Origin of the sequence: Amnibacterium flavum (assembly GCF_003097495.1) — a bacterium.
Lineage (GTDB): Bacteria > Actinomycetota > Actinomycetes > Actinomycetales > Microbacteriaceae > Naasia > Naasia flava.
Window position 1 is genome coordinate 698,316 of record NZ_QEOP01000002.1, and the last position, 16,345, is coordinate 714,660.

General features: G+C 69.3%; 13 protein-coding genes. 7 read left to right on the forward strand and 6 right to left on the reverse strand.

The genetic code is table 11. The features are described 5' to 3' along the window. Window positions 1-2: 2 nt before the first annotated feature. Window positions 3-716, reverse strand: a complete 714-nt coding sequence (locus DDQ50_RS10960) for a DUF4191 domain-containing protein (protein WP_116756768.1) — start codon at window positions 714-716, stop codon at window positions 3-5. A 158-nt stretch (window positions 717-874) separates the two neighbouring features. Here DDQ50_RS10960 and DDQ50_RS10965 point away from each other — a divergent pair, with 158 nt between their 5' ends. Further along, window positions 875-2,221 (forward strand): protein kinase domain-containing protein, encoded by a 1,347-nt coding sequence (locus DDQ50_RS10965; RefSeq protein WP_165829784.1) that lies wholly within the window; start codon window positions 875-877, stop codon window positions 2,219-2,221. A 76-nt stretch (window positions 2,222-2,297) separates the two neighbouring features. Here DDQ50_RS10965 and sucB read toward each other — a convergent pair whose 3' ends face one another. The 3 genes from sucB to DDQ50_RS10980 all read right to left on the reverse strand — a co-directional run bounded on the left by sucB (window position 2,298) and on the right by DDQ50_RS10980 (window position 6,957). Continuing rightward, window positions 2,298-3,899, reverse strand: coding sequence for a 2-oxoglutarate dehydrogenase, E2 component, dihydrolipoamide succinyltransferase (gene sucB / locus DDQ50_RS10970; RefSeq protein ID WP_116756770.1), 1,602 nt, complete (start codon window positions 3,897-3,899; stop codon window positions 2,298-2,300). Window positions 3,900-4,011: 112 nt separating this feature from the next. Next, window positions 4,012-5,385, reverse strand: a complete 1,374-nt coding sequence (gene lpdA, locus DDQ50_RS10975; RefSeq protein ID WP_116756771.1) for a dihydrolipoyl dehydrogenase — start codon at window positions 5,383-5,385, stop codon at window positions 4,012-4,014. A 63-nt stretch (window positions 5,386-5,448) separates the two neighbouring features. Further along, complete coding sequence (locus DDQ50_RS10980; RefSeq protein WP_116756772.1) at window positions 5,449-6,957, reverse strand: leucyl aminopeptidase; 1,509 nt, start codon at window positions 6,955-6,957, stop codon at window positions 5,449-5,451. 120 nt (window positions 6,958-7,077) lie between these two features. Here DDQ50_RS10980 and DDQ50_RS10985 point away from each other — a divergent pair, with 120 nt between their 5' ends. Continuing rightward, window positions 7,078-7,995, forward strand: a complete 918-nt coding sequence (locus DDQ50_RS10985; RefSeq protein WP_116756773.1) for a proteasome assembly chaperone family protein — start codon at window positions 7,078-7,080, stop codon at window positions 7,993-7,995. Window positions 7,996-8,267: 272 nt separating this feature from the next. Here the strand turns inward: DDQ50_RS10985 and DDQ50_RS10990 are convergent, their stop codons facing one another. Next, window positions 8,268-9,134 carry an SDR family NAD(P)-dependent oxidoreductase gene (locus DDQ50_RS10990; protein ID WP_165829785.1) on the reverse strand — a complete coding sequence of 289 codons (867 nt, stop codon included), beginning with the start codon at window positions 9,132-9,134 and terminating at the stop codon, window positions 8,268-8,270. A gap of 55 nt (window positions 9,135-9,189) precedes the next feature. On the opposite strand from DDQ50_RS10990, the gene DDQ50_RS10995 reads away from it, so the two are divergent. Further along, a complete protein-coding gene (locus tag DDQ50_RS10995) occupies window positions 9,190-10,530 on the forward strand; it encodes an MFS transporter (RefSeq protein ID WP_116756775.1) in 1,341 nt (446 codons plus the stop codon). Between the two features lie 346 nt (window positions 10,531-10,876). Continuing rightward, complete coding sequence (locus DDQ50_RS11000; RefSeq protein ID WP_116756776.1) at window positions 10,877-12,208, forward strand: RNA polymerase sigma factor; 1,332 nt, start codon at window positions 10,877-10,879, stop codon at window positions 12,206-12,208. Between the two features lie 120 nt (window positions 12,209-12,328). Here DDQ50_RS11000 and DDQ50_RS17285 read toward each other — a convergent pair whose 3' ends face one another. Then, window positions 12,329-12,940 carry a hypothetical protein gene (locus DDQ50_RS17285; RefSeq protein ID WP_165829786.1) on the reverse strand — a complete coding sequence of 204 codons (612 nt, stop codon included), beginning with the start codon at window positions 12,938-12,940 and terminating at the stop codon, window positions 12,329-12,331. A gap of 113 nt (window positions 12,941-13,053) precedes the next feature. On the opposite strand from DDQ50_RS17285, the gene DDQ50_RS11005 reads away from it, so the two are divergent. The 3 genes from DDQ50_RS11005 to DDQ50_RS11015 all read left to right on the forward strand — a co-directional run bounded on the left by DDQ50_RS11005 (window position 13,054) and on the right by DDQ50_RS11015 (window position 16,337). Continuing rightward, window positions 13,054-14,316, forward strand: coding sequence for a MurT ligase domain-containing protein (locus DDQ50_RS11005; RefSeq protein ID WP_165829787.1), 1,263 nt, complete (start codon window positions 13,054-13,056; stop codon window positions 14,314-14,316). Further along, complete coding sequence (locus tag DDQ50_RS11010) at window positions 14,313-15,014, forward strand: type 1 glutamine amidotransferase (protein WP_116756778.1); 702 nt, start codon at window positions 14,313-14,315, stop codon at window positions 15,012-15,014. The genes DDQ50_RS11005 and DDQ50_RS11010 overlap by 4 nt, the downstream gene beginning before the upstream one ends. A gap of 114 nt (window positions 15,015-15,128) precedes the next feature. Beyond that, on the forward strand, window positions 15,129-16,337 hold the full coding sequence (locus DDQ50_RS11015; protein WP_116756779.1) for an inorganic phosphate transporter: 1,209 nt from the start codon (window positions 15,129-15,131) through the stop codon (window positions 16,335-16,337). Window positions 16,338-16,345: the final 8 nt, after the last annotated feature.

A 16,345-nucleotide genomic window follows, 5' to 3' on the forward strand; every position in this document is an offset into this window, starting at 1 on the left:
GATCAGCGCATGCGCTGCGGGCGGACCCGCAGGGGATCGACGCCCTTGGGAATGGGCAGCTGGCTACCGCTCAGCGAGCTGAGTCGGTTGCTGACCGCCACGACCTCGGCGCGAGTGAGGGTGTTCTTGAACTTGCCGAGGCTGCGGTTGATGTTGTGCAGCTGGATCGAGTCCTTGTCGGGCCCGACGTGGAGCACCGACACGGGAACGTTGGGCAGCACTCGGGACACCTTGCGCCGCTCCTCGTCGAGCATGCGGTTGGTGCGCGACTTGGGGCCTTCCGCGATGAGGACCACGCCCGGACGACCGACAGCGCGGTAGATGGCGTCCTTCGACTTCGGGTTGACGGCGACCGGCATCTCGTTGCCGCGCCAGCCGCGACGCAGCGAGCTGCGGAGCACAGCGCCGACCGCCCCGGGCTCTCCGGCGATCTGGCCGTAAGCGGCGCGTTCGGCCCGGCGGCCGAGCACGATGAGGCCCAGCAGGATTCCGAGGAGCACACCGGCGACGACCCAGATGGCGATGACGAAGCCGTTGCCGTCGGAGGTGAAGATGCCGACGAGGATCGACGCGATGATCGGCAGGATCACGACGGCGATCAGGTAGGGGACAGCACGCTTGTCGAGTCGGCGGGTCATCTTGAAGACCTGCCAGAGCTGCCGGAAGCGCCCCGGCTCTTTTTCGGTGGGGCGCGACGAAGCGCTGCTACGAGCCATGCCACCAGGATACCGCCGCCCGGGACGATCCGATGTCGGAACCTCCACGACTTCACGGGGTCGACCCGCGTTCCTCCACAGGCGGTCTTGAGCGGCGGATGCGCACAGGTCGGCGCCGGCGTCGCCCGCTGCAGGGAGCCGCGGATCAGGGTGGAGGCATGGAGTCCGTCTGCGGTTACCGCGTGCTGCGTGACCTCGGAGGCGGGAGGCGCTCCGAGGTCATGCTCGCGCGTGACGCCGATGATCGCGTGGTGGTCCTGCGCCTGTTCGGTACCGACGTGGCGGAGGGTGCGCTGATGAGCCAGATCGGCGCCGCCCGAGCGGTCGACTGCGATCATCTCCTCCCGCTCGTCGATGTCGCCACGACCGCGGAGGGGCGCGTGCTCCTCGTCACCCCATGGCTCGCCGGTGGGTCGCTCGGCGAACTCCTGGCGACACGGGGCGCCCTCTCGGTTGCAGAGGCGGTGGGGGTCCTCGTCGCGGTGCTTCGCGCGGTCGAAGCGCTGCACGACGCGGGCTGGAGTCACGGCCGGGTGCATCCGAGCAGCGTGCTCCTCGCCTCCGACGGTACGCCGGTGCTCGCGGGACTCGGTGATGCGGCGCCGCTCGACGAGCCGACCCGGGTCGATGATCGCGAGGGGCTCGCAGAGCTCGCGACCAGGATCCTGCCCGATGCGGAGGTGCGCGGCATCCCGCGCCTGCTGCGGGAGCGTGCTCTCCGTGAAGCCGAGCTGGCTGTGCTCGCCTCGGCTGACCCCCGACCCGTTTCGATGACGGCTCGATCGGCGACGCCGCCCGACATCCGTTCGCTCGTCGCGGCCGACTCTGGGACCGTTGAGACCGTGAGCCAGCGCCCGTCGCGGCTCGATCCGGTGCTGGGATGGTTGGGCGACTCGCCCGTGGCCGCCTCGATCAGCGACGCCTGGGGCAGGATGCGGACGACCGTCGGCTCGGTGCGGCGCGGCGTATGGCTCGTCGCAGCGCTCTCCGTCTCGGCGCTGATCGCAGCCGCGGTGCTGATCCCGCAGACGGGAAGGCCGGCCGAGGCCCTCTCCACCGATCCCTCGCCGCGCGCCTCGATCGCGGCACCGGAACCCGCCGAGGGGACACGGGATGCGACCGACCGGGCGGCGGAGCCCACCGCTCCGTCGTCGCCCTCCTCGAGCGCTGAGCCGTCCGAGTCTGCGATCGACGGCGACGATCCGCTATCCGCTCTCGTGGCGCTCCTCGACCTGCGCGAGCGATGCTACGACGCGGGTTCGGTCGAATGCCTCGACGGCGTCGATCAGGCGGGCTCGGCCGCGTACGACGCCGACGCTTCCCTCGTCGGCCGTCTGGAGTCGGGGGCCGTCCGCCCGCCGCGTCTCACGACCGGGCACGCGCCGTTCGTCCAGCGGACCGGCGACTCGGCGCTCGTCGCGACGACGTCGGTATCGGTGCTGCTGATCAGAACCGAAGAAGGATGGAGGATCCGCGACACCTTCGACGCCCCTCCCGACCCCTGATCGAGTGGGCCCCGCCCAAAAAGGAAGGAGGCCCCGCCGGAACCGGCGGGGCCTCCTTCGGAGGATGCTCGAGAGGCTAGATGCCGAGGTCGCCCTCGAAGTCGCCCGTCTCGAGGCGATCCTTGATCTGCACCAGGAACCGAGCCGCGTCCGCGCCATCGACGATGCGGTGGTCGTAGCTCAGGGCGAGGTACACCGTCGAGCGGATCGCGATCGAGTCGGAACCGTCGGCGGTGATGACGACCGGCTTCTTCGTGACGACGCCGGTGCCGAGGATGGCGACCTGGGGAAGGAAGACCAGGGGAGTGTCGAAGAGGGCGCCGCGTGAACCCGTGTTCGTGAGCGTGAACGTGCCCCCGGCGAGCTCGTCGGGCTTGAGCTTGTTCTCGCGGGTCCGCGAGGCCAGGTCGGCGATCTGAGCGGCGAGGCCGGCGATGTCGAGGGAGCCGGCGTCTCGGACGACGGGCGTCAGCAGTCCTCGTTCGGTGTCGACCGCGATCGAGAGGTTCTCGGTGTCGGGGTAGGCGATGCTGTCACCCTCGACCGTCGCGTTGATGATCGGGTACGACTTGAGCGCCTCGGTCGCCGCGATGGCGAAGAAGGGCAGGAACGACAGCTTGACGCCCGTCTTCTCGAGGAAGCGGTCCTTCACCTTGGTGCGCAGCTGGGCGACCTTGGTGACATCGACCTCGACGACGGTGGTGAGCTGGGCCGTCGACTGCATCGACACGACGGCTCGTTCGGCGACGACCTTGCGGAGACGCGTCATCTTGACCGTTGTCCCTCGGAGGTCGGACACCGTCGGTGCCGCCTTGGCCGGGGCTGCGGGAGCCGACGCAGCGAAAGCCGCCGGCGTCGCGGACTTCTCGGCGGCGGCCAGGACGTCCTCCTTGCGGATGCGTCCTCCGACCCCGGTGCCGGTGATGCTCGACAGCTCGACACCGCGTTCGCCCGCGAGCTTGCGGACGATCGGCGTGACGTAGGGCGCAGTGCCGTCGGCCGGTGCCGAGGGGGCCTCGGTGGTTCCGGTCTCACTCGGCTGCACGGCCTGGTGGTCGGGAGCGGGCTCGCTCGGCGCCGACTGCGGCTGCGCAGGGGCCGGCGGGGTCACGGGGGCACTGGCTGCAGGGGCCTCTGCCGACTCGGGTGCGTCGACGGAGGGGACCTCGGTCGACTGCTCGGGGGCCGCCGGCTGAGCCGGGGCGGCCTGCTCGGCGGGTGCCTCGGACGGGGCCGGAGCGACCTCCTGCTCGAGAGTGGGCTCGGAGTACGAGCCGCCGAACGAGTCGTCCGCGTTGGGATCGGAGGTCTCAGGCGCCTCGGGCTGAGGTGAGGGTGCCGGTGCCGAGGGCTGCTCGGACACGGGCTCGGGCGCGGTGGCCGCGGGCTGCGCCTCTTCTTCGGGCTCGGGGGTGGTCTCGCCGCTGGGGGCGGACCCCGACCCGTCGCCGATGCGCACCAGCGCGGTGCCGACATCGACGGTCTCGTCCTCCTGGACGAGGATCTCTTCGATCACACCCGCCACCGGAGACGGGATCTCGGTGTCGACCTTGTCAGTCGAGACTTCAAGCAGGGGTTCGTCGACTTCGACGCGGTCCCCGACGTTCTTGAGCCAACGGGTCACCGTCCCCTCGGTGACACTCTCTCCGAGTGCGGGGAGGCTGACGGACTCGCTCATGTGAGGTATTCCCTTCGGGCAGAACTGCTGTTTTCTAGTCTAGGTGGACCGGCATGACGCGCCGGGGTGCGGCGTGCGGGCGGCAGTGCTCGAACCGCCCGCACACCGATCATCACAGTGCGTGCAGCGGCTTTCCTGCGAGTGCGAGGAATGCCTCGCCGAGGGCCTCGTTCTGCGTGGGGTGAGCGTGGATGAAGGGCGCGATGTCCTCGGGGTACGCCTCCCAGCCGACGACGAGCTGCGCCTCGCCGATGAGCTCGCCGATGCGGGTGCCGATTCCGTGGACTCCGACGACGGGGCCGTCCTTGACGCGGACGACCTTGATCGAACCGGATGTGCCGATGATCTCGCTCTTGGCGTTGCCGGCGAGGCTGTAGTCGTAGGCGGCGACCTTGTCGGCGCCGTACTTCTCGACGGCCTTCGCCTCGGTGAGGCCGACGGACGCGACCTCGGGCTCGCTGTAGGTGATGCGGGGGATGTTCGACTCGTCGATCACGACCGGCTTGAGCCCGGCGATCTCCTCCGCGACGAAGATGCCCTGCTGGAAGCTGCGGTGGGCCAGCTGGAGTCCGAAGACGATGTCGCCCACGGCGTACACGTTGGGCTTCGTGGTGAGGAGGCGCTCGTCGGTCTTGACGAAGCCGCGGTCGATCTCGATGCCCGCCTCTTCGAGGCCGAGACCCGAGGTGGCCGGGCCGCGGCCGACGGCGACGAGCAGCAGGTCGGCCTCGATCGTCTCGCCGTTCTCGAGCGTGACGACGACTCCCTGGTCGTTCTGCACGACGCCCTGGAAGCGGCTGCCAAGCTTGTAGTTGATGCCGCGGCGGCGGAACGCGCGCTCGAGGGCCTTGCTCAGCACCTCTTCCTCGTTGGGGACGAGGTGGGGGAGCGCCTCGATGATCGTGACGTCGGCGCCGAACGACTTCCAGACGCTCGCGAACTCGACGCCGATGACTCCGCCGCCGAGGATGGCGACGGACTTCGGGACGAAGTCGAGCTGGAGTGCGTCCTCTGAGGTGATGACGCGGCCGCCGGTCTCGAGGCCGGGCAGGCTGCGCGAGTAGGAGCCCGTCGCGATGACGAGGTGCTTGCCGGTGATGGTGTCATCGCCGACCTGGACGCTCGTGGCGCCGACGACCTTGCCTTCACCTTCGATGGTGGTGATGCCGCGGGCCTTCACCAGCGACTGGAGACCCTTGTACTTCTTGGCGACGATGCCCTCGCGGTAGGAGGTGACGCCGGCGATGTCGACGCCTTCGAAGGTCGTCTTGATGCCGTAGTGCTCGGAGTCGCGGGCCGAGTCGGCGACCTCGGCGGAGTGGAGGAGCGCCTTGGTCGGGATGCAGCCGCGGTGGAGGCAGGTGCCGCCCACTTTGTCCTTCTCGATCATGGCGACGGAGAAGCCGAGCTCGCTCGCTCGAAGAGCTGTCGCGTAGCCCCCGCTTCCCCCACCGAGTACGACGATGTCGAAGTTCTGCTCAGGCACCCAATGCTCCTTGACGCTCGTGGCGGCGGCGATGCTGATCGGCGAATCGCCTCCAATAACCTACTACTTCGTCGCCGTGCTCTCGCCGTTCGCGAAGCGCTCTACCAGGGCGATCAGAGCGCGCACCATGACTCCGGTCGGACCCTTGCCGGTGAATCCGTGGAAGGCGCCCGAGTTGTTCGCGGCCCCCGCGATGTCGAGGTGGACCCAGGGGATGCTCGATCCGTCCTCGCGCTTGCCGATGAACTCCTTGAGGAAGACGCCGGCGATGAGCATCCCGCCCGCGGTGTTGCCGGGGCGCACGTTCGCGATATCGGCGATGTCGGAGTTGAGCAGTGCCCGGAGCTCGCCGGGGAGCGGCATGTGCCAGACCGGCTCGCCAGCGGTCTTGGCTGCAGCGAGCGTGTCGGAGACGAGGCTCTCGTCACCCATCGCCGCGACGTAGCGGGTGCCGAGCGCGACCGACGCGGCGCCGGTGAGGGTGGCGACGTCGACGATGGCGTCGGGCTGCTCCTCGCTGGCGGCGACGAGTCCGTCGGCGAGGACGAGCCGTCCCTCGGCGTCGGTGTTGAGGTTCTCGACCGTCTTGCCGCCGCGGATGCGCAGCACGTCGTTGGGGCGCCCCGCACTGCCGGAGGGCATGTTCTCGGCGAGGCAGAGCCAGGCCGTGACCTTGACCGGCAGGTTCAGGGCAGCCGCGGCCAGCGCGGTCGAGAGCACGGTCGCCGCACCGGTCATGTCGTACTTCATGCCGATCATGGATGCCGCGGGCTTGAGGGAGAGGCCGCCGCTGTCGAACGTGATGCCCTTGCCGACCAGCGCGACGTGGCGGGTCGCGGCCTCGGGGGCCCAGACGACCTTCACGAGACGAGGCGGCCTGACCGAGCCCTGGCCGACGCCGAGGATCCCGCCGAACCCCTCGCGGGCGAGCGCTTCGGCATCCCACACGGTGATGTCGACGTCGACGCCCTCGGCGAGTCCGGGGATGCGGTCGGCGAAGCTCGCCGGGAAGAGGTCGGACGGGGGAGTGTTGACGAGATCGCGGACCGTCTGCATCGCCGTCGCCGCGACGGTGGCGCGGAGCAGGACGTCATCCCCGACCTCCTGGTCGCCGGTGAGGACGACGATCGACGACGCGGGCTTCTGGGTGCTCGCGAGCGAGTCGACGCGGTAGTCGAGGTAGGCGTACGCCCCGATGGCGGCGCCCTCGAGGACGGCCAGTGCGGCCTCGTCATCGGCCACGGGGAGGGCGAACGCGACGGATTCGGGGCCGCGGAGCTGTCGGGTCGCGGATCCGGCCGCCGAGCGCAGCGCCCCCGCGGTGAGGTCACCGGTGCCGACGCCGACGAACGCGACGCTCTTCGCCGCGACACCGCTGGGGGACGGGATGCGGACGAGCTGATCGCGACGGCCCGTCACGCCGAACGACGCGAGGTCGATCCCGAGCGGGTCGAGCCCCGCGACCTCGAGTAGCTGCGGCTCGTCGTCGACGGAGGCGACACCGACGACCAGGACATCCGCCCCGATCGAGGAGGCGGCATCGGAACTGAAGGACAGGGCGGGAAGCGGCATGCTCCAACCCTACGGGCGCACCCGGCCGGCAATCTGGGACACCTCCGGGCCGCGGCTCGCCGGTGTGCGCCCAAAGCGGACAGAGGTTCAGCATCCGAACCCGCTGGCTAGCATCGAAGGATGCGGGATCCGGATGACCTCTACGAACTGACGCCCGCGGCGCATCGAGTGCCGCTCGGTCTCCCTCTCGTGGCAGGCCTCACCGGCTTCGCCGACGCGGGAGGGGTCGTCACCCAACTCGGCCAGTACCTGAAGGACAACCTCGAGGTCACCGAGCTCGCCGTCTTCGACAACGACGAACTGCTCGACTACCGCGCCCGGCGTCCCACGATCCTCTTCGACCAGGACCACCTCGCCGACTACTCGCCGCCGACTCTGACGCTGTCGCTCGCGCTCGACGATCTCTCGACGCCTTTCCTGCTGCTTACGGGATACGAGCCCGACTTCCAGTGGGAGCGCTTCGCGGCCGCCGTGCTCGGCTTCATCGAGCGCTACGAGGTGTCCTCGACGACCTGGGTGCACGCCATTCCGATGCCGGTGCCGCACACCCGACCCGTTCAGGTCACCGTGAGCGGCAACCGCGAAGAGCTGGTCGAGGCCATGTCGGTCTGGAAGCCCCGCACCCAGGCGCCCGCCAACCTGCTGCACCTCGTCGAGTGGAAGCTCCAAGAGGCGGACGCTCCCGTGACGGGATTCGTCGCCCTGGTTCCCCACTACCTCGCCGACACCGAGTTCCCGGGCGCCGCTGTCACCGCGCTCGAGAGCATCAGCGCCGCCACGGGCCTCATCTTCCCGACCGACCGCCTCCGCGAGGAGGGGCGGGTGTTCCTCGGAAAGGTCGAGTCGCAGGTCGCCGGCAACGAGGAGCTCGCCCGGCTCGTCGCGACCCTCGAGGAGCGCCACGACTCCTACATGGAGGGCAACCCCCTCCCGTCGCCTCTCGTCGACCAGGCGGGCGACGTGCCCTCCGCCGACGAGATCGCCGCGGAGCTCGAGAAGTTCCTCGCCGGCCGACGCCCCGAGGACGACCTGTTCTGAGCCCCGACGGCGCTCCGCCTGCAGGCCTCCGGGTCGCCGCCCGCTGAGCCCGTCGCCGCTCGCTGAGGCCGTCGACGCGAAGCCGTCTCGATACGGCCTCCGGCCCACGCGCAGGGTCTCGGTACCCGCTGGGGCGCTACTCGACCTCCGGAGTCTCCGCGGCGCCCACACCTACTGCTTCTCGGAGGTCGAGATGCTGCGGAGCGGCTTACCGAGACCCGTCGAGTAGCGCTCGTATCGAGACGCCCGAGTCCGTGCCGCCTCAGCGGTCGCTACCAGGCGATCCGCGTCAGCTGGCCCGAGATGCGCCAGAGTCGTGCCGACAGCAGCGCGTCGTCCGCGAACGACGGGACCGAGATCGGCTCCGGCGCACCGCGCGTCTGGAAGCGACCAGACGGGGCCAGGTACTCGCCGCCGAGCAGATCGGGATCGGTGACGGCCCTCACGATGGGTCCCGCGCCGGCGGCGTAGTCATGGGCGAACCCGCGCTCGTAGAGGCGGCGCGCCGAACGCAGCCGTTCGGAGCTCACCGCGTAGCCGGGGTGGGTCGCGATCGACCTGATGCCGAGTCGCTCATCGAGGCTCTTGCGGTGCAGGGCGCGGGCGAACACCAGTCCCGCGCGCTTGCTCGCGGCGTAGGCGCGGAACGGGGTGTACCCGTGGTCCCAGCGCAGGTCGTGGAACTGGATGCGCCCCATCCGGGCCGCGATCGAGCTCGCCGTGACGACCCGAGCATTCGGCGCCGCCAGCGGCAGCATCAGGCCGGTGAGGGCGAAGTGGCCGAGATGGTTGACGCCGAGGTGCATCTCGAAGCCGTCCTGAGTCATCTCCCTGTGCGGCACGAGGATCGCTCCCGCATTGAGCACGAGCGCCGACCACGGGTCGAATCGGTCGGCGTAGATCGCCGCGAACTCGCGCACCGAGCCGAGGGAGGCGAGATCGAGAGGGAGCAGATCGACGGAGGCATCGGGAGAGGCCTGGAGGATCGAGCGCCGAGCGGCCAGTCCGCGTTCGATGTCGCGGACCGCGAGGACGAGCGGGATGCGGCGCGCCGCCAGCTGGAGGGCTGCTGCGTGGCCGATGCCGCGGGCGCCTCCGGTGAGGACGACCCGGCTCCCCGTCCCGCTCACCTCAGCCACGTTCACGATGCTAGTCCGGGGTCGTGCCCGTCGTGCGCGGCATACAGTTGTGGGAGTGAACTCGCGGCGGGCATGGCTGATCTGGGCCGTCGGCGTGTTCGCCTACGTCGTCGCCGTCCTCCAGCGCTCGAGCCTCGGTATCGCGGGCGTCGAGGCCAGCGAGCGTTTCGACTCCGGCGCTGCCGCACTGTCGAGCCTCGGGGTGCTCCAGCTCGTCGTCTACGCGGGCCTGCAGATCCCGATCGGGGTCCTGATCGACCGGATCGGCCCGAAGCGGCTCGTCGTCTCGGGAGCGCTTCTGATGGCGATCGGACAGGCCGTCGTGGCCCTGTCGCCGGACCTCGGGGGAGCGATCCTCGGTCGGGTGCTGGTGGGAGCGGGCGACGCGGCCATCTTCACGTCGGTGCTGCGCCTCACGAACACCTGGTTCCGGCCGTCGCGGGTGCCTCAGCTCACCCAGTGGCTCGGCAATCTGGGCCAGCTGGGACAGGTCCTCTCGGCCGTTCCGTTCGCGATCCTGCTGCACGCGGAGGGGTGGACCCCGGCCTTCCTCTCGATCGCGTCGATCTCGCTCCTGTCGTTCGTGCTCTGCCTCGCGGTGCTCTCCGATGGGCGCGGGGTGCTGCCGAACTCAGCGGGCGCCGCCGACATGCGATCGGCTCTCCGCGCGCTCGGTGAGAGCTTCCGCCGCCCCGGCACCCAGCTCGGCTTCTGGGCGCACTTCACGACGCAGTCGCCGGGCACGGTGTTCGCCCTCTTCTGGGGTGTCCCGTTCCTCGTCTACGGGCTCGGATACGACGCGGCTTTCGCCTCGGCGATGATCGCGCTGATGGTCGTGGCCGCGCTGCTCGTCGGTCCGCTGCTGGCCCTGCTGATGGTCCGGTACCCGCTCCGCCGGTCGAGCCTTGCACTCGGGATCGTCGCGCTCATCGGGGTGGTCTGGACGGCCGTGCTGCTCTGGCCCACGCCGGCTCCCGCGTGGCTCGTCGTCCTGCTCGCCATCGCCCTGGGGGTCGGTGGGCCGGCTTCGCAGATCGGTTTCGACTTCGCCCGGACTTTCAACCCGTCCCGGCGCCTGGGCTCGGCGAACGGGATCGTCAACGTCGGGGGCTTCACGGCGAGTTTCATCATGATGCTGCTCATCGGCGTCGTCCTCGACCTCTCGAGTCCCGCCGGGGCGGGAACCGACCCGAGCGAGCTGTACACCTTCGACGGGTTCCGGCTGGCGATGCTCGTCCAGTACCCCGTGGTCGGGTTCGGTGTCGTGATGCTCATCCATGCGCGGCGGCGCACTCGGCGCCTGATGCTGCAGGAGGAGGGAATAGCCGTGGGGCCGTTCTGGGTTGCACTCTTCAGAAGATTGGGGTTGCAGCGCTTCCGACGGCGCGGCCTCTGAACGTCGAGGTCGGCTGACACCGAGAGGTTTCATAGCTCACTGCTATTGCCGCGAAGTGCCGCCGACTGGTAATGCGTCCGGCGAGACCGTGCAATAATTGACGAGGACCCTTGATCGTAAGTCCGACGGACATCCCGTGCTCCAGCACGGTTCGTCCCGGGACTTGACATGGGTCCTAGTGCTGTCCGAAAACAGGTCTCCGCGGGTCCGCCCGTCGAGTCTGAAGAAGGACTACACCGACGAAGCGTTGCCCAGAGCGTGGAATCGGCACAGCCGTACCGGTGGGGTGCGGCTCCCTCGTCTCATCCGATCGCGACCCCCGCTTCCCGGAGTGAAAGGTGCACCGATGACCGCAAGCAAGGCATCAACAGCAGTAGTAGAACCCGAGGCCACCGAGGCCGAGGTGGCAGCGCCCGCAACGAAGCGTCGCGCGCCCGCGAGCAAGACCGCCGCGAAGGCTCCCGCAGCCAAGGCAGCGGCGAAGGCCCCCGTCAAGAAGTCAGCGAGCAAGAAGGCCGCCGATGACGACGAGGTCGACGCCCCCGACGACGATGTCGTCGTGGACGACGAAGTCGAAGAGGTCGAGGTCGTCGTCGAGGCAGTCGCCGACGACGCAGCGGAAGGCGACACCGCCGACGGCGACGACGACGAGGAGGCCAAGCCGGCCGCCGCGGTCGACGCCGACGAGAAGCTCCCGACGGGTGCGCTCGTGCTGTCGCTGGTCGACGACGATGACGAGGTCCCGGTCTATTCGACCCAGATCACCGGCGCCACCGCCGACCCCGTCAAGGACTACCTGAAGCAGATCGGTAAAGTCCCGCTGCTGAACGCGGCCGAAGAGGTCGAGCTGGCCATGCGCATCGAGGCGGGTCTCTTCGCCGAGGACAAGCTGGCCAACGAGAAGGGCCTGTCCAAGGAGCTCACCCGTGAGCTGCGCTGGGTCGCGAAAGACGGACAACGCGCCAAGAGTCACCTTCTCGGAGCCAACCTCCGACTCGTGGTCTCGCTCGCCAAGCGCTACACCGGTCGTGGAATGCAGTTCCTCGACCTGATCCAGGAAGGCAACCTGGGCCTCATCCGTGCGGTCGAGAAGTTCGACTACACCAAGGGCTTCAAGTTCTCGACCTACGCCACCTGGTGGATCCGTCAGGCGATCACCCGCGCGATGGCCGACCAGGCCCGCACGATCCGCATCCCCGTCCACATGGTCGAGGTCATCAACAAGCTGGCCCGCGTGCAGCGGCAGATGCTCCAGGATCTGGGTCGCGAGCCCACGCCCGAGGAGCTGAGCCGCGAGCTCGATATGACGCCGGAGAAGGTCGTCGAGGTCCAGAAGTACGGTCGCGAGCCCATCTCGCTGCACACCCCGCTGGGTGAAGACGGCGACAGCGAGTTCGGTGACCTCATCGAGGACACCGAGGCAGTGGTCCCCGCCGACGCGGTGGGCTTCACGATGCTGCAGAAGCAGCTCGAGAGCCTGCTCGACTCTCTCAGCGAGCGCGAGGCCGGCGTCATCCGCATGCGCTTCGGTCTCGGCGACGGCATGCCGAAGACGCTCGACCAGATCGGTGACACCTTCGGGGTGACGCGTGAGCGGATCCGCCAGATCGAGTCGAAGACGATGGCCAAGCTGCGTCACCCGTCGCGTTCGCAGTCGCTGCGCGACTACCTCGAGTGATCGAGCGGTTCTGACACGAGAAGGGCCGGCACCGTCATGGTGCCGGCCCTTCTGCATTCGCTGACTCGCCCACTTCGGGCAGTGTGCAGGTCGCAGCACTGCCCGAAGTGGGCAGGTCGGCTACCTCGCGGTGAGGATCTCGATCAGCTGCGCCTTGTTCTTCGACGCGTAGGACGGGATTGCCCGCTCGCGAGCGAGGGCGCGCAGTCGCACGACCGTCCACGCCTCGCTCGGCTGGTCCTTGTAGTCGGGGTGCGGCAGCGGAGGAGTCAGGTCGATCGGGGCGTCCTGAGCCGATGCCGCCTTCGTCGTCTCCGGCTCCGTCGCCTCGGGGGTCTGCGGTTCGGGCGACCTCTCCAGTTCGGCAGGTGCCGACTCCCGGGGCGGGGCGGCCGTCGGCAGGGGCGGTGTGTAATCGATCGGCGCACCCGCTCGCGCCTTCGACGATCCGGTTGCGCTGTCGGCGAGAGCACGCGCCCTGGTCGCCTCCACCAGCGCCTTCTCGGCTCGCCGCTCGGCCTTCTGCACCGCCTTCTGGATCTCCGCCAGGCGCTCCTTGCCGTGCTTGCGCGCCACCTTCAGTTCGGCGAGACGCTCTTTCGCTTTCGCCTCGGCGGCATCCGCAACGGCCGCACGCTTCTTCGCGAGCTTCTTGGCGGCCTTGGCCTCCGCCTCCGCCGCCGCACTCTTGGCTGCCTTCGGATCGGGCTTCTTCTTGGACTTCTTCGCCATCGGTCCTCCTTCGTTGCCCCGCATTCTGTCGTAGTCGGGTGAACGGGCGGTTGCCGGGTACTCGGGACGCCTTCCGCCCCGTCCGCGCGTTGCCCGTCTGTCAGGATGGACGGGTGACTCCGCGACCTGCAGGCATCCGCTGGACACCCGCCGTGATCCTGGGCCGGGCCGTGCGAATCGCGGCTCGACTTCGTAAGAAGGGGGGCGGGTCCGCTGTTCCCGGACTGGTCGTGAACCGGTTCGCCCCCGGATTCCTCGGCTCCGTGCTGTCCTCATTCCCGGAGGGGCTCGTCGTCGTGACCGGTTCCTCCGGCAAGTCGACGACCACGAAGATGCTTGTGACCATCCTCGAGGCGCACGGAAAGCGCGTCTTCACCAACCCGTCGACGGCGAACATCAGTCAGGGGCTCACCTCCGCTCTTCTCGAGCGCGCGTCTCTCACGGGCCGGATCGATGCCGACATGGCCGTCCTTGAGATGGACGAGGGCCACGGCGCGCTCCTCTCGCCTCAGTTCGAGGCGCGTCTGGTGCTGCTCACCAACGTCATGACCGATCAGATCGACCGTTTCCACGACTCGGAGAAGGTCGTGGGGATGCTCGACACGATCGCGCGCCGCGCAACCGAGCGACTGGTGCTGAACGGCGACGACGCCATGCTCGACGCCATGGCCGCTGACACGCACGACACGGCGCTGGCCCGCTTCGGCGTCACGGCGGAGGTCTTCGACTCCCTGCCTCGCGGTCTGGGGTACGCGCAGACGACTCCGGGGCGTGACAGCGAGGGAACGCTGGTGTCGCGCGTCGACGGACGATCCGCCTCCATCCGCTGGGACGGCTTCGATCACGACGTGACACTGCCCGCGCGCGGTGTGCACTACGCGGTCGACGCGGCCGCGGCGATCGCCGCGAGCCGCGAACTGCTGGGCGACGCGTTCGAGTCGACGACCGCCGTCGACGCCGTCTCCTCGGTGCGCGCCGTCTTCGGACGGGGCGAGGTGGTGACGGTGCGGGGCAAGAGGATCGAGTTCGTGCTCGTGCAGAACCCCGCGAGCTTCCAGCTCAATGTCGACGAGCTCGAGGAGGGGCTCGATCAGGTCATGGTCGCGATGGGCTCCGACGTCGCCGACCCGTCCTACTTCTGGCCCGTCGATGCGTCGCGCATCGGCCGGGCGCGCATCGTCAGTGGATCGAAAGCGGATGAGATGGCGCTGCAGCTGCTCTACCAGCACGTGCAGGTCGACGAGATCGACGCCGATCTGCCCGCTGCGCTCGACCGCTTCATCGCCCTGCCCGAACCCGAGACGGGAGTGAAGACCATCGTGTTCACCGCTGATCCGATGCGGCGCACCCGCAGCCACCTGGGACTCGCCCAGTGAGCGCGATCCTGCAGCTCTTCCCCGAGCTGACCAACGTCAACGGCGATGCGGAGAACGCGTTGGTGCTCGCACGCCGTGCCCAATGGGTCGGCATCGACGCCGAGCCGGTCCCGGTTCCCGCGGGCGGTGGGCTGCCGACCGAGTCCCCGGTTGCCGTCGTGCTCGGATCGGGGGTGGACTCCGCGCTCGAACAGACCAGAGACGCACTCCTCGGCATCCGCGAGGCGCTGGATGAGTGGATCGCCGCCGGCATCCCCATCCTGGCGGTGGGCACGGGCTTCGAGCTGCTCACCGCATCGATCGAACTCGAGGGCCGCGTACTCGACGGACTGGCGGTCCTGCCCGGCAGGGCCACCCCGCTCGAGACCCGGGCGGCGGGGGAGGTCGTCGTCGCCTCGACCTGGGGCGAGCTCATCGGCTACGAGAACCACGCCCGCGGCTACCGGTCCGAGGGAGCCGCGACCCTGGGCGCTGTGCAGACCGGGGTCGGCAACGGCGACGGGACGGAGGGCGTCGTCTCGGGCTCCGTCTTCGGCACCCATCTGCACGGGCCGATCCTGGCCCGCAACCCGTCGTTCGCGATCGCGATCCTCACCGCGGCGTTCGGCGACGACGGCGATCTCTACGCCAAGACGCGCGCCGACGGGGTCGCCGAGGCGATCCGGGTTGCTGCGCTCCGGAGAGCCCGGACCGTCTGACCCCGCGCCGCTGGCGTGACCCGGACCGTCATGGCGGATGAACAGTGAATGAACCGGGCGGCGAGTCGCGATCGGGGCGTTGAGGTGCGGCGCTGACGGGCGCATGATCCTTGCGTGGACACAACCATCCTGCTGGTGCTCGTCATCGTCACAGCCCTCGCCTTCGACTTCACCAACGGCTTCCATGACACGGCCAACGCCATGGCGACGTCGATCGCCACCGGGGCGCTGAAGCCGAAGGTCGCGGTGGCCCTCTCGGCGACGTTGAATCTCGTGGGGGCTTTCCTCAGCGTGCAGGTGGCCTTGACGGTCACCAACGCGGTCGTGAAGATCCAGGACTCGTCAGGAGCGCCCGACCCCGCTCTGCTGGACGACGGGGGCAGTGCGCTCCTGCTGATCGTCCTGGCCGGCCTCATCGGAGGCATCATCTGGAATCTGCTGACCTGGCTGCTCGGGCTCCCGTCGAGCTCGTCGCACGCGCTGTTCGGCGGGCTGATCGGGGCCACGATCGCCGGTCTCGGCTTCGCCGGCGTCAACTGGGCGGGCGACGGGTCGAAGCTCGACGGGGTCGTCGGCAAGGTGATCCTCCCCGCGCTCATGTCACCGGTTCTCGCCGGAGTCGTCGCCGCCATCGGCACCTGGCTCGTCTTCCGAGTCATCGGGGGCCTGGCGGAGAGGTCCATCACCCACGGATTCCGGATCGGGCAGATCGGCAGCGCCTCGCTCGTCTCCCTCGCCCACGGCACGAACGACGCCCAGAAGACGATGGGCGTCATCACCCTCGCGTTGATCGCGGCGGGCGCGTGGGACGACACCGAGGCGGTTCCGTTCTGGGTCAAGCTGTGCTGCGCGCTCGCGATCTCTCTCGGCACCTACCTGGGCGGCTGGCGCATCATCCGGACCGTCGGCAAGGGCCTGGTCGAGATCAACACGCCCCAGGGCATGGCGGCCGAGAGCTCGTCGGCTGCGGTCATCCTGGCCTCGAGCCACCTCGGCTTCGCGCTCTCGACGACGCACGTGGCAACAGGATCGATCCTCGGATCGGGGGTCGGCCGGCCGGGTGCCCAGGTCCGCTGGCGCGTCGCGCTGCGGATGATCATCGCCTGGGTGATCACGCTCCCCGCCGCCGGACTGGTCGGCGCTGCGATGTGGTGGATCGGCCACCTCGCGGGCGGGGTGATCGGCGGCGTCATCATGGTCGTCATCCTCGCCGGGCTGGCGGTCTTCATGTACCTGCGCTCCCGTCTCAACTCGGTCGGCGCCCACAACGTCAACGACGAGTGGGACGATGCGCCCAAGTCCCGTCAGACCACGTCCGCCTAAGGAGATCG

What these genes read in the sequence shown, in the direction of transcription:
- DDQ50_RS11000 (WP_116756776.1), top strand. Translation starts at nt 10,877, where the DNA reads ATGACCGCAAGCAAGGCATCAACAGCAGTAGTAGAACCCGAGGCCACC.
- DDQ50_RS10965 (WP_165829784.1), top strand. Translation starts at nt 875, where the DNA reads ATGGAGTCCGTCTGCGGTTACCGCGTGCTGCGTGACCTCGGAGGCGGG.
- sucB (WP_116756770.1), bottom strand. Translation starts at nt 3,899, where the DNA reads ATGAGCGAGTCCGTCAGCCTCCCCGCACTCGGAGAGAGTGTCACCGAG.
- DDQ50_RS10960 (WP_116756768.1), bottom strand. Translation starts at nt 716, where the DNA reads ATGGCTCGTAGCAGCGCTTCGTCGCGCCCCACCGAAAAAGAGCCGGGG.
- DDQ50_RS17285 (WP_165829786.1), bottom strand. Translation starts at nt 12,940, where the DNA reads ATGGCGAAGAAGTCCAAGAAGAAGCCCGATCCGAAGGCAGCCAAGAGT.
- DDQ50_RS10985 (WP_116756773.1), top strand. Translation starts at nt 7,078, where the DNA reads ATGCGGGATCCGGATGACCTCTACGAACTGACGCCCGCGGCGCATCGA.
- DDQ50_RS10980 (WP_116756772.1), bottom strand. Translation starts at nt 6,957, where the DNA reads ATGCCGCTTCCCGCCCTGTCCTTCAGTTCCGATGCCGCCTCCTCGATC.